9 protein-coding genes are annotated in these 12,871 nt (G+C 43.1%); 6 read left to right on the top strand and 3 right to left on the bottom strand.

Features of this window, described 5'->3' with window-relative positions:
- Positions 1–378: 378 nt before the first annotated feature.
- Complete coding sequence (locus B7C60_RS09040; RefSeq protein WP_099611371.1) at positions 379–1,659, bottom strand: outer membrane protein transport protein; 1,281 nt, start codon at positions 1,657–1,659, stop codon at positions 379–381.
- A gap of 300 nt (positions 1,660–1,959) precedes the next feature.
- Entirely contained in the window at positions 1,960–3,204 is a 1,245-nt protein-coding gene (locus B7C60_RS09035; RefSeq protein WP_099611370.1) for an outer membrane protein transport protein, read from the bottom strand.
- 703 nt (positions 3,205–3,907) lie between these two features.
- Between B7C60_RS09035 and fadI the strand changes: the two genes are divergently transcribed.
- Entirely contained in the window at positions 3,908–5,215 is a 1,308-nt protein-coding gene (gene fadI, locus B7C60_RS09025) for an acetyl-CoA C-acyltransferase FadI (protein ID WP_099611369.1), read from the top strand.
- The gene (fadJ, locus tag B7C60_RS09020) at positions 5,215–7,335 is read left to right on the top strand and encodes a fatty acid oxidation complex subunit alpha FadJ (protein WP_099611368.1); all 2,121 of its coding nucleotides are present in this window, start codon (positions 5,215–5,217) and stop codon (positions 7,333–7,335) included. Before fadI ends, fadJ begins: the two co-directional genes overlap by 1 nt.
- Positions 7,336–7,457: 122 nt before the next feature.
- Here the strand turns inward: fadJ and B7C60_RS09015 are convergent, their stop codons facing one another.
- Complete coding sequence (locus B7C60_RS09015; protein ID WP_099611367.1) at positions 7,458–8,333, bottom strand: LysR family transcriptional regulator; 876 nt, start codon at positions 8,331–8,333, stop codon at positions 7,458–7,460.
- 339 nt (positions 8,334–8,672) lie between these two features.
- Between B7C60_RS09015 and B7C60_RS09010 the strand changes: the two genes are divergently transcribed.
- The 4 genes from B7C60_RS09010 to dnaX all read left to right on the top strand — a co-directional run.
- Complete coding sequence (locus B7C60_RS09010; RefSeq protein ID WP_099611366.1) at positions 8,673–9,776, top strand: response regulator; 1,104 nt, start codon at positions 8,673–8,675, stop codon at positions 9,774–9,776.
- A gap of 246 nt (positions 9,777–10,022) precedes the next feature.
- Positions 10,023–10,427, top strand: a complete 405-nt coding sequence (locus B7C60_RS09005; protein WP_099611365.1) for a YbaN family protein — start codon at positions 10,023–10,025, stop codon at positions 10,425–10,427.
- Positions 10,428–10,557: 130 nt separating this feature from the next.
- Complete coding sequence (apt, locus tag B7C60_RS09000) at positions 10,558–11,103, top strand: adenine phosphoribosyltransferase (RefSeq protein ID WP_099611364.1); 546 nt, start codon at positions 10,558–10,560, stop codon at positions 11,101–11,103.
- A gap of 20 nt (positions 11,104–11,123) precedes the next feature.
- Positions 11,124–12,871 (top strand): DNA polymerase III subunit gamma/tau (dnaX, locus tag B7C60_RS08995; RefSeq protein ID WP_245869078.1); only part of this gene is annotated, 1,748 nt, incomplete at its 3' end.

Genomic DNA, 12,871 nt, shown 5'->3' with positions numbered 1-12,871 from the left:
TTGGTGCCGCTGTTGTTTGATATCGCCGTCGGACATGGTTTTTCCTTTTTAGGTTGGTAAGGATTTATAGTAGCTTAACTTTATCCAATGAAACACGGTCTAAAATTATGGTTTTATATGATAAGGATTTTATATTATCAAGTAGCACACTGTGAAAAAGAACATCGGGATACGTTGCGTCAGCAGACCCTAGATATGACCTCAAGGTGGGGGGCTAGGATCAAATTAATGAGAGAAAAAGTTGGCGGCATAGCCGATAGCAGGCTAATGTTAAAGTAGTGAATCGTTGATACACCTTTGCTTGCACCCAAAGACTGAGGAATTCTCCTCAGTCTTTTTTTATGCTGCTGTGGCTAGGGTCAAACAACCCCTAGGACTTTAGAAGCGATAGCTGGCTTGTACGCCTAATAACCAGACATTACCACTTACTTTTCCGGAGTAGGTACCCGCAATAGATGCCGCCGTTTCGTCCGACACTTCCCTTGGCTCGTCGAGGGAGGCTTTTTTGGCAAAAATATAAGTAAAACCGGCATCTAACGTAAGTTGTTTGGTCGCTTGATAACCCGCACCCACACTTAACCAAGTTCGAGAGGTTTCTGGAATAGTCGCGGTACGATATTTTGTACTTACCGCTGATAAGTCGTAGGCAATGCCTGCGCGTAAGGTTAAATCTTGATCCCAAATGTAGCTGGTGCCTAACGCAAAGCGGTAGTTATCTTTCCAGTTTTCCGACTTGATTAAATCACTTGAACCATCATTAAACTCAGCGGTAAGTTGATCAAAGCTGCTCCAATCTGTCCAGTTAATGCTACTGTGAATCGCCCACTGTTCGGAAAGCTGATGAAAACTAGCCAGTTCTGCTGTTGCAGGTAGTGTGATGGAAAGCTGCCCAGGCTTGTAGTTACCATAAGTTATGCCTTCCGCATGGCCTTCAAAATCCATCACCACTTCCGATTTATAGCTCAAGGCCACTCGGTGCTGTGGATTAATTTGCCATGTGGTGCCAACTTGCCAGCCCCAACTGGTGTCATCGCCTTCCATATATTTTAGGGTTGAACCTTGGGGAAGGGATACTCCAGGCCCAATGAAGTTTTTCTCTGGCACCCTAGCACCAAAATGGCCTTCCCCCATCACATATCGAACACCACCGCCAATACTGACCGTTTCGGTTAATTGATAGCCTAAGTTTAGGTTGGCTTCCATCGTTTTGATCATGGCTTCGTCACCAAAATGACTGGCTGCAAAGCCTGATAAATCGGTTTCCATGCCATAGTTAGTTCCTAGCGCTAAGCCTAGAAATACCCGTTCATTCATTTGATGAGAGAGATAAAAATTAGGAATAACCGCGTCATTGGCATAGTCAGACGCATTAGCGTGAGAGACAACATTGTGAAAATTAACAGTCCCATTCACATCCACATTAGGATTGACATAAATCGCACCGGTAGAGACTTGTGTGCCAAAAAGATAAGTCAACATCGCTGGATTGCGCCATTGTGCGCCGGCATTATCCGCCATCGCAGCTTCTCCTGCATACGCTCGCCCTAATCCGGTGGCTGAATATTCAGCCAATTGAAAACCCGCGGCAAGTGAGGCGGAGGAGAGTGTCATCAAACCACAGGCGATAGCGGTGGTAAGCACGGTACGATTTATTGTCATGATAATGTTCGCTGAAATATTCTAATAGGTGGTTGAGAAGTTTAACCACCGGAACGCGATGCTAACAATGAAAAACAATAAAATGGGATTTTTTGATTTTATATTTTGCTTATGTTTATTTATTTAGTTTTTTATTCTATTGCGTGAGGTGGGGTGATTGTTTTTCAGCGTACACATGTAGGGTGTAAGTGGGTGAAACCAGTACATCTGTTCGCTTAAATGAGAGAAATTAAGATGATAAAAATAATAAAAGGGCTGATACTTCAGCCCGTTATATTTAAGTTTGATAATGATTCTTGACTAAAACGTACGGCTGTATTGTAAGCCCATTAGGATTGCATCAGCTTTGGTTGTTGCTGATATAGAGGACGCCGGAGTGCTTTCGTTGACTTTTACATCTTTTCCCATCAAATAGGTAAAGCCAAAATCTACATTAGATTTCTCATCAAGGTGATAGGTAAAGCCAGCTGAAAACCACTGACGATCAGAGTCAGGAACCGATATTGAGGTGATCTTATCTTGTGCACTGGTGTCATACATATAGCCAGTACGCAGTGTCCAATCACGACTTAGGTAGTAGGTTCCACCAATTGAATAGTGCCAGCCATCTTGCCACTCATATGCTTTTTCATTAATGTTTTGATTTTTAAATTTTAACTTATCAAAAGCACTCCATCCTATGTATTGGACGCTATAGTGGATGGCAAAGGCGCTGTCTTCTAAGCGATGATATCCAGAGAATTCAGCCATATCAGGTAATGGTAGTTTGACCTCTTTATCGCCATCTTTCGCGGTGATTTCTGGCGTGTAGCGGTAAGATAAGCCAAAGCGGTTATTTTCATTTAGCTCAAAAACTGTACCGATATTAAAACCGACTCCAAAACCATCTGCTTTATCTATATCAACTAACTGTCTACCATTTAAAGCGTTTAAAAGCCCAGTTTCTGGATTAATAACAGGGCCAGTATAGAAATCATCTCGGAAAGCTCGTTTCAATGTTCCTTGCCCATAGATCAGATCGAGACCAGCACCGATGCTCCACTGTTTATTGATACGATAAGCGCCGGATAGACCGAAATTGACACTAAGAATTTCCGTTTCACCACCGAATTCGTTTGCGGTATATCCTTTACCAAAGTCAGTACGAGTACCAAAATTTGAGTAAATATTAGCTCCCCATGAAAATTGTTCATCGATAGGTACGATAAGATGAATATTAGGAGCGACAGAGGTAGTACCTGCATCATTATAGTCAGCAGAACTCGCTCCCATGGGCCCGGTATAGGTAGCGTTTTTCACTTTTATTTTTGAGGTGATCGTTTCAAACCCTAATGATAAAGCTGTTTTATCAAAGAGGGTCATTGTCGCTGGGTTACGTGACATGACAGAGGCATTGTCCGCGATAACGGCATCGCCAGCAAAAGCACGGCCAAGACCGGTAGCTGATTGTGCGTTGAGCTGGAATCCTGCTGCGATCACTTGTTGGGTAGTAAGAGAGATAGTCACCGCTAATAGTGACTGCTTAAACAGACGCGTCTTGTTCATTGGATCTTTTCCTTTTTATATCGCCTCTAGTTGGGCGTTGTGTTGAGTTTTTACTCATTTGGTGGCTGATACTAGACGCTAGTATAGAAGATAGAAATCCGACCATTGGCTAATGTGTATTTAAAGTTTAAAATATGATGCGTAATTGGCATTAAAATGTAACAAAATGGCTTTTTATAGAGTTAAGGCTCTATAAAAAGGAAGGGAATAAAAGAGCAGATTTGATCATAAAAAGTAAAATGGCGTAAGACCAGCTTACGGCTGTTCAAATTTGTTCCAGACAAATTTGTTACTCCCTTGCTGCCTACCTGTAACTCCCAGTCGTTTGGCTATAAGTTGTTTTGGATCAATTTTTGGTCTCGTAAGGGGCGAAAAACGGGGATAAAATTGATCTAATTCAAAATATCTTATGGGTAAGCCGCTATATTAACACTTGTCATCTCGTTAGTCCTTGTGACTGACACGTTGAGCAAGATGACACTTCCTTTTGAAGGCTGACTTTACTTTCTCCTAATCAGGAAACTGATTATTTCAATTGGCGTAAGTTAATTGCTTTTATATATTCCGACCACACAGTCTTGTGTGGTTTTTTTTTGCCTTCCTTTCGTTGCCGGAATCACGTTTATTTAAACACTTGTTTGATTTGTGTAACAATTTGATTACAATGCTTGTCAGGTCTGACCTCTTATTTTAAGGAGAAATAATGGGCAAGCAGGAAGTGAAAACCCGTTCTGGTGAACGTGTCGCGATTGTTGCAGGGCTACGAACGCCATTTGCACGCCAAAGTACCGCCTTTTCTCAAACTCCCGCAGTAGATTTAGGCAAAATGGTCGTGAGTGAACTGCTTACTCGCACCGATATCGATCCCCGTTTAATAGAGCAAGTGGTGTTTGGGCAAGTCGTACAAATGCCTGAAGCCCCTAATATTGCCCGAGAAATTGTATTAGGCACAGGCATGAATATTAGCACCGATGCTTATAGCGTGACTCGGGCTTGTGCAACGAGCTTTCAATCTGCAGTCAATGTGACTGAAAGTATTATGGCCGGTACGATAGATATTGGCATTGCTGGAGGGGCTGATTCTTCCTCGGTTTTACCAATCGGTGTTTCAAAAAAACTAGCTGCAAGTTTATTGGCATTAAGTAAAGCTAAAAACTTAAGTCAAAAGTTCGCTATATTAAAATCACTTTCAATCAAAGATCTGAGGCCGGTTCCACCTGCGGTTGCTGAGTATTCGACAGGGCTTTCAATGGGACAAACCGCCGAACAAATGGCAAAGTCACATGGCATTTTGCGTTCAGATCAAGATGCCCTTGCTCACCGCTCTCATACGCTTGCAGCCAAAGCATGGCATGAAGGAAAAATTAACGGCGAAGTGATGACGGCATTTCCTGAGCCTTATAAGGCATGGATCGACAAAGATAATAATATTCGTTTTGATTCGAGCCTTGAAGGCTATGCAAAATTACGTCCGGCGTTTGATCGTCAGTATGGTACGGTCACAGCGGCAAATAGTACCCCACTAACTGACGGCGCAGCCGCTCTGATCTTAATGCGCGAAGGGCGAGCCAAAGCGCTGGGATTGCCGGTGATGGGTTATATTCGCTCTTATGCATTCTCTGCAATTGGTGTTGAAAAAGATATGTTAATGGGGCCTTCTTTTGCCACTCCTATCGCGCTAGATCGCGCTGGTATTGAACTGAGCGATTTAACATTAATTGATATGCATGAAGCTTTTGCCGCGCAAACGTTAGCGAACTTGAAAATGTTTGCGAGCGATCAATTTGCTCAACAATATTTAGGACGCAGCCAAGCTATCGGTGAGGTTGATATGGACAAGTTTAATGTGTTAGGTGGTTCAATTGCTTATGGCCACCCTTTTGCTGCGACAGGAGCCAGAATGATGATCCAAACATTGAGAGAATTGCAGCGTCGTGGTGGTGGATTAGCACTCAATACTGCTTGTGCTGCCGGTGGATTAGGCGCAGCCATGATTTTGGAGGTTGAATAATGAGTGAGGTAAAAGCATTCCACTTAAAGATCGATGATCAGCATATTGCATGGCTGTCAATTGATGTGCCCGGAGAAAAAATGAATACCTTGCAAGCGGCTTTTGCACAAGAAATGCAAGGGGTTTTTAAGCAATTAGATGCGCAAAAAAAACAGCTCAAAGGGTTGATCATTCATTCATTAAAACCTGATAACTTTATTGCCGGCGCTGATGTGCGAATGTTAGATGCGTGTCGTTCAGCTTCCGAGGCCCAAGCATTAGCCACTCAGGGACAACAGATGTTTCAACAGTTGCAAGCTTTTCCTTTTCCTGTGGTGGCAGCTATTCATGGTCCCTGTCTTGGTGGTGGGCTTGAATTAGCATTAGCTTGCGATTATCGCGTGTGTAGTGATGATGATAAAACGCGATTAGGTTTACCTGAAGTGATGTTAGGGCTGCTTCCTGGCTCTGGAGGCACTCAACGTTTGCCTCGTTTAATTGGTTTATTACCCGCGTTAGATTTAATGTTAACCGGTAAACAGATAAGAGCGAAAAAAGCGAAGAAGCTTGGGGTAGTGGATGCCTGTGTCCCTGAAAGTGTTTTGCTGGATGTCGCGCGACATTTTATCGGTGATAAAGGTAAAAAACGTAGCCAAGTAAAGTTACCACTCAAAGAAAAATTGATCGCCAATACTGGGTTAGGCCGTAAGCTGATTTTTGATCAAGCCCGTAAGAAAACGATGCAAAAAACACGGGGAAACTATCCAGCTGCCGAGGCCATTTTAGAGGTCATAGAAACCGGATTAGATCAAGGTTTAAAAGCCGGATTAGCCATAGAGGCCATACGTTTTGGTGAGTTGGTGATGACTCCGGAATCAAAAGCATTACGGTCTATTTTCTTTGCCACAACAGAGATGAAAAAAGAGCATGGAAGTGATGCCAAGCCTCGGCAGATCCAGCGCATAAGTGTGTTGGGTGGTGGACTAATGGGAGCGGGCATCAGTTATGTCAGTGTTGCTAAAGCAAAGTTGCCAGTAAGAATCAAAGATGTCTCTAATGATGGGGTACTCAATGCCCTCAACTATAACTTCAAACTGTTTGATAAACAGCGTAAGCGCAAAATTCTCACTCGAGCTCAACAACAGGCTCAGATGATGAAATTGTCTGGCGGTACCGATTTTACTGGATTTAAACATCTAGATGTGGTGATTGAAGCTGTATTTGAAGATCTAGCACTCAAACAACAGATGGTAGCAGAGGTTGAGCGATACGCTCAGCCTGAGACTATTTTTGCAACCAATACTTCGTCCTTGCCGATAGCTAAAATTGCAGCGAAAGCAGCACGACCTGAGAATATTGTTGGATTGCATTATTTTAGTCCCGTCGAAAAAATGCCTTTAGTTGAAGTTATCCCTCACACTACCACTTCATCCGATACTATTGCGACGGTGGTTGCTTTAGCAAAGAAACAAGGCAAAACACCTATTGTTGTTAAAGATTGTGCTGGATTTTACGTCAATCGTATTCTTGCACCATATATGAATGAAGCGGCAAAAGTGTTGTTAGCAGGTGAACCGATCGAGCATATTGACAACGCACTACTTAACTTTGGATTCCCAGTCGGGCCCATTACTTTATTAGATGAAGTTGGGATTGATGTCGGATCGAAAATTATGCCTGTGTTGGTAAATGAGCTTGGGCCTCGTTTTCAAGGGCCAGACGTGTTTGAAACGCTACTTAACGATAATCGAAAAGGACGAAAAACCGGCAAAGGATTTTATGCTTATCAAGGGAATAAAAATAAAAAAGTGGATAAATCGGTTTATAAACTCCTTAATCTAACCCCAGAATCGAAGTGGAGCGATCAAGAGATAGCTCTACGTTGTGTTCTGCCAATGTTGAATGAAGCGGTTCGCTGTTTGGATGAAGGGATTATTTGCTCCGCAAGAGATGGGGATATTGGTGCTATTTTTGGTATCGGCTTCCCTCCATTTTTGGGCGGGCCTTTCCGTTACATGGATCATCTCGGATTGAAAGCGCTAGTCGAAATGATGAATCAGCACGCACTGAAGTATGGTGACCATTTTGCTCCTTGTGAAGGGATAGTGACTCGAGCGGGGCAAGGCGAAACCTTTTACTGACCTGCTTTTCAATGCACAACCAACACCATGAAATGAAAAAGGGAGCGGTGTAAATACTCGCTCTCTTTTTCATCGCTTGCTCCTTACTATTAAAAGCTGCAGTGATGTAGGCAAAGACGGTTTTAATGAATATGGTAAGCAATGACAAAGTCAATGAATATGCGCACTTTTTCAGGTAAATGATCTTTGTGGTTGTACAGCATATAAATATCCCGAGGGTTAGCACTCCAATCCGGTAAAACACGAACTAAACTGCCATCAGCAAGAAACTCTTTTAGCATGACATCAGGCATTAACGTGATTCCTAGCCCATCAGAGCACGCACTACGAATTACATTGAGTGCGTTAGACTGAAAGCGTCCCGGATCATTATTAATCACGTGTTCGCCTTGGCTGTTAACCAATTGCCACTTGAGCAAAGGCTCACCTTTTAATAACGAATGATGAGAGAGATCTTCAGCATGGGCGGGTTCTGAGCGTTTTATCAGATAGTGAGGGCTTGCGACCAAAATATCTTTAACTTCACCAATTTTTCTAGCAATTAAGCTGGAATCGCGTTGAGGCCCAACTCGGAATATAACGTCCCATTCGGTAGGGTCTAATTGGTCGGCATGATTACTGGTCGTAAGCTCAAGATTAATCTCTGGATATTGATGCATGAACTCATTGAACATCGGCATCATCATGCGCTTAGTTAAGTTGGAAGGGGATGAAAGACGAATCGTTCCCGATGCACCACGGCATTCGTCGGTAATTTCTTCTGTCATCGCGGCGAGGCGTTCAAGTAATGGTGAGCAATCTCGGAAAAAACGTTCTCCTGCTTCTGTTAATGATAATTTACGTGCATGACGATTTAACAACCGAAGATTTAAAGAGTCTTCTAGTGCCTGAATACGTCGAGTAATGGTCGCTACGGGAATCATCGTTTTACGAGATGTGGCGGTGTAGCTACCATGTTCGACAACCAGTCGAAAGAGATTGAGATCATCTAATTTCATTATTCCTGCCACATTATTTTAATAATCTAGGTAATTTATACGGATATCTTCGCTTAAAGGTTGCGTCACATCAACATGTTGGACGATTCGCGATATTCCATACATATAGTATGTAACCGCGACAAAAAGAGGAATATTTGTGTAAATCGTCTTTTGTGACTATTTTGTAAGTAAGCGAGAACTTCCTTTTATCGTGCTAACGATGCTCTATAAACAGAACAAAGTGCGGCAATTAGGGGGTGATTAATACAAATAATTATCAATACAATAATATCATGGGTTATAGGCAGCCAGCGCTAATTTACGCTAAGTCGCTAATCACATCGTAAGGTCGACACCATGTACAAAGACTATATTAGAGAGAATCGGCGCACAGAAAAACCGCCAGAACAGGATACGTTGATTATGCTGGTGGATGATGACCCTATTTTTAGGCGAGTGACCAGTGGTTACCTTTCTGCGCAGGGATATAAAGTTGTTGAAGCGGAAGATGGCCTTGATGGGCTGATAAAATTACGCAGTAATGACCCTGATTTGGTCTTATGCGATCTGTCGATGCCAGTGTTGAACGGCATCGAATTTGTTGAAGAAGTTAGCCTTGAGTATCCGTCATTACCGCTAATTGTGGTTTCAGCTACCGACGAAATGTCAGAAATAGCCAAAGCGCTGCGTTACGGTATTAAAGATTTTTTACCAAAACCGATTGGTAACCATGAATATTTACGGTGTGCAATCAAAAGTACCTTGGAAGATACTACTCATCATTTGAGTGACCAACGCGACTTTGCCAGTCAATGGTTTCGAGTCGATGGTGGTGGTGATATTCCAGAAGAGCAAGAGCTTCATTGGCATCTAGAGTATTTACGAGAAAATCCCAATACCGCAAAAGAGCTATTACAAGCCTTGCTACCAGAGAATGATACGTCACAAGGCATCTGGAAATGCAGCTATCGCTTATTACAATCAACGGATGTGATGCCTTTAGTCTTTGATTATGCATGGTTGATCAATGGGCAACTGATTTTTTACATTATTGATTCATCCAGTGATAAAGAGTTAGGTGTCGCGAGCACATTACTAATTCGGGCATTATTCAATGATTATTTACGTAATTTACGCCACCATAATGCTGATTTGAAGGAGTTAGCCGCGATTTTTGAACGAGGGATTGAATGCTCTGAAGGCGGAGCGCCGATTGATGCGTTGTTTGGCTTAGCAGACTTAACCGATGGAACGGTTTCACTGTTACCTGCTGGCTTGCCTTGCCAGTGGTCAAACGGTTATATCATGCACTCGGTCAATCCTGGTATTAAATTGGGAGAAAATTGCTTAAAAAACTTCATCACCAAGGATCTTCCAATCCATCGAGGATGCCAAATCTCAGCAAGTTGTATCGGCGCGAGTAGCTTTACGTTGGATATTTACCAAGGCATTCAAAGCTAGGCTCAACAGACCCTAGGGTGGATCCAGTGTTTGAGGAATAGTAATATAGTTTCCTTATCCCTTTCTACTTGAAGCTGAAGCGGTGTTGGCTAGGTTCGTTTACCCTAATCATATCGTTTGCCTATGCTCATGGGGATTTGCTCACTTGCCACCAACCTGCAACTTCAAGCCGTTTAGGTATAGTTAAAGCGGTTGAGACGTTGGCTTAGCGTTGTTTATCACAAGCATATCGGTGTATTTATACTCATGAGGCCTATCATCAATATTCGTCATTTGATACTTAACTTTGTTGGTGGGCTGAGTCTTTTGCTTGGCATTTTGGGTATTGTGCTACCGCTTCTTCCTACCACCCCTTTTATTTTATTAGCCAGCGCTTGTTTTTTTCATGGTAGCCCTAAGTTTTATTATTGGTTAAATCATCATCGCGTATTTGGCCCAATTCTAGTTCATTGGCAACAGCATCGTGCCGTTTCAAGGCGAGTGAAGCGGCGTGGCTGTCTGTTGATTTTGGCTAGCTTCACATTGTCGATTGTCGTGGTGTCTCATTTGTGGTTGAAAATTCTGCTCTTTATCGGTCTTATGGTGCTGATCGCTTGGTTTGTCCGTTTACCGACGTATGAGCTAGTTGCTAATCAACCCAAAAATCACTAGCATTATGGCGAAGTGTGCCCGCTCTTCGAGTGGGCCTTTGTTTTTCGTATGCACATCAGTGAATGTGCATAAAATTCTAATTATCATCAATAGCCTCAGCTGTGATGAGCCAATCGAAGTTAATTGAGCTATGACAACCGAAACTCTCTCTTTTATTAAATCAAGCATCAAGAGTATCCAAGACTATCCCAAACCTGGCATTTTATTTCGTGATGTCACCAGCTTATTGGAAGATGCTAAAGCTTATCAAGCAACCATCCAGTTACTGGCTAAAAAATATCAACCCTTAGGATTTGATAAGGTCGTTGGTACCGAAGCCCGCGGTTTTTTATTTGGTGCACCACTCGCACTAGAGTTAGGGGTTGGATTTGTTCCTGTCCGTAAGCCCGGGAAGTTACCGAGAGAGACACTCGCGCAGTCTTACGAATTAGAATATGGTACAGACACATTAGAAATTCATGTCGATGCGATTAAACCCGGCGACAAAGTGTTGTTGGTTGATGATCTACTGGCGACGGGTGGAACCATCGAAGCAACAACGAAGCTTATTCGCCAGCTTGGTGGTGAAGTTGAACATGCCGCTTTTGTGATTAATTTACCAGAAATTGGTGGGGATAAACGCCTTGAACGTTTAGGGTTACATGTGTTTAGTATTTGTGAATTTGAAGGTCATTAATTAGCCCAAGGGAAGGTTTCATGAGTTATCTAGCCTTAGCACGAAAATGGCGGCCCACCAAGTTTAAAGAAGTTGTTGGTCAAGCGCATGTATTGACGGCCTTAGAAAATGCCTTAATGCAAAATCGACTTCATCATGCTTATTTATTTAGTGGTACTCGAGGGGTAGGTAAAACAACCATTGGACGCTTATTTGCTAAAGGGTTGAACTGCGAAACGGGAATCACCTCGACACCTTGCGGGCAATGTGCAACATGCAAAGAGATTGATCAAGGTCGGTTTGTTGACTTACTCGAAATTGATGCCGCTTCTCGGACGAAAGTAGAAGATACTCGTGAGCTACTAGATAACGTACAATATAAACCCGCTCGAGGTCGTTTTAAGGTTTATCTGATTGATGAAGTTCATATGCTGTCTCGGCATAGTTTCAATGCGTTATTAAAAACGCTGGAAGAGCCGCCTGAGTATGTCAAGTTCTTATTAGCAACGACTGATCCACAGAAGCTACCGGTTACGATTCTGTCACGTTGCCTACAATTTCATCTTAAACCCATCGCAGTTGAAAAAATCCAACAGCAACTTGAGCACATTTTGCAAGCTGAGCAGGTAGACACTCAGCCTAAAGCATTGTCCTTGATAGCGCATGCTGCAGATGGCAGTATGCGTGATGCATTAAGCTTAACAGATCAAGCAATTGCGTTAGGTAACGGACATATACATTATGACGCCGTAGTGCATATGCTCGGCACTTTAGATACCGATCAGGCATTGACTTTATTACAAGCGATTAGCAGTAAACAACCGCAAACGGTGATGAGTTGTATTGAATCACTGGCTGATTATGGTGTGGATTGGGATGGTTTACTACAGCAGTGTGCAGCACAATTACACCGTATTGCTATGTGCCAAGCTTTACCATCTAGTGTGGATAAATCACTGCCTGATGCAGAGAAAATTAGCAGTTTAGCCAATGCGTTAGCACCACAAGATGTTCAGTTGTACTACCAAATTGCGTTGAAAGGGCGAGAAGATCTTCCTCTCGCGCCGACAGCGCGGGTTGGTATTGAGATGATCATGCTGCGTATGATGGCTTTTCGGCCTTCACAAGTTTCGGTGGTCCACCGGTTTGATCCTCAACCCGAAACGAATGCGATGCCTTCACCTGCATTGCAGGTAACCCCTTCGGTTTCATCGGATCCTCAAATACCGGTAGAGACACAAGTCGCGCCGATGCCAATGTCTTCATCTGTGTCTTTAGAGGAACAGCAGCAAGCACAAGAAATTACGCCAGTTACCCCGAATTCGGCGCAGGATACCACTTCTCCAGTGGTTGGATTAAGACATCAACTTCGCTCACAGCGTCAAGGGCTTACGTCTAAAGGAAACGGGCCAAAAAAGCCTAGTGCGGCATCTGTAACACCACAGTCGGTATTAGAACGAGTGGCTCAACGTAGCCAAACACCAGCGGTGCCGATGTCGCCAAATTTCCAATCCACAGAGCAAACCCAGCCTGATGAACCCATGTATCAATGGCGTCCTTCAATCGAGTCGACCTTGGTCTCTGCAACGAAACGAGATCTAACGCCAACCGAAATCAAACAAGCATTAGAGCATGAAAAAACACCAGCAATGGTTGAAACGTTGATTGCTGAGTCTATCCAATCTGATGAGTGGGCAGCTTTAATTTATCGATTAGAAATCGCAAAACTCGTTGAGCAGCTTGCTTTAAACTCTACATGTATAAAACAAGGCTCATCCATCGCATTAAC

Source organism: Vibrio fujianensis (genome assembly GCF_002749895.1).
GTDB classification, from domain to species: domain Bacteria; phylum Pseudomonadota; class Gammaproteobacteria; order Enterobacterales; family Vibrionaceae; genus Vibrio; species Vibrio fujianensis.
This window is presented reverse-complemented; position numbering and strand designations above follow the sequence as displayed.

What these genes read in the sequence shown, in the direction of transcription:
- B7C60_RS09005 (WP_099611365.1), top strand. Translation starts at nt 10,023, where the DNA reads ATGAGGCCTATCATCAATATTCGTCATTTGATACTTAACTTTGTTGGT.
- B7C60_RS09015 (WP_099611367.1), bottom strand. Translation starts at nt 8,333, where the DNA reads ATGAAATTAGATGATCTCAATCTCTTTCGACTGGTTGTCGAACATGGT.
- apt (WP_099611364.1), top strand. Translation starts at nt 10,558, where the DNA reads ATGACAACCGAAACTCTCTCTTTTATTAAATCAAGCATCAAGAGTATC.
- fadI (WP_099611369.1), top strand. Translation starts at nt 3,908, where the DNA reads ATGGGCAAGCAGGAAGTGAAAACCCGTTCTGGTGAACGTGTCGCGATT.
- B7C60_RS09010 (WP_099611366.1), top strand. Translation starts at nt 8,673, where the DNA reads ATGTACAAAGACTATATTAGAGAGAATCGGCGCACAGAAAAACCGCCA.
- B7C60_RS09035 (WP_099611370.1), bottom strand. Translation starts at nt 3,204, where the DNA reads ATGAACAAGACGCGTCTGTTTAAGCAGTCACTATTAGCGGTGACTATC.
- fadJ (WP_099611368.1), top strand. Translation starts at nt 5,215, where the DNA reads ATGAGTGAGGTAAAAGCATTCCACTTAAAGATCGATGATCAGCATATT.
- B7C60_RS09040 (WP_099611371.1), bottom strand. Translation starts at nt 1,659, where the DNA reads ATGACAATAAATCGTACCGTGCTTACCACCGCTATCGCCTGTGGTTTG.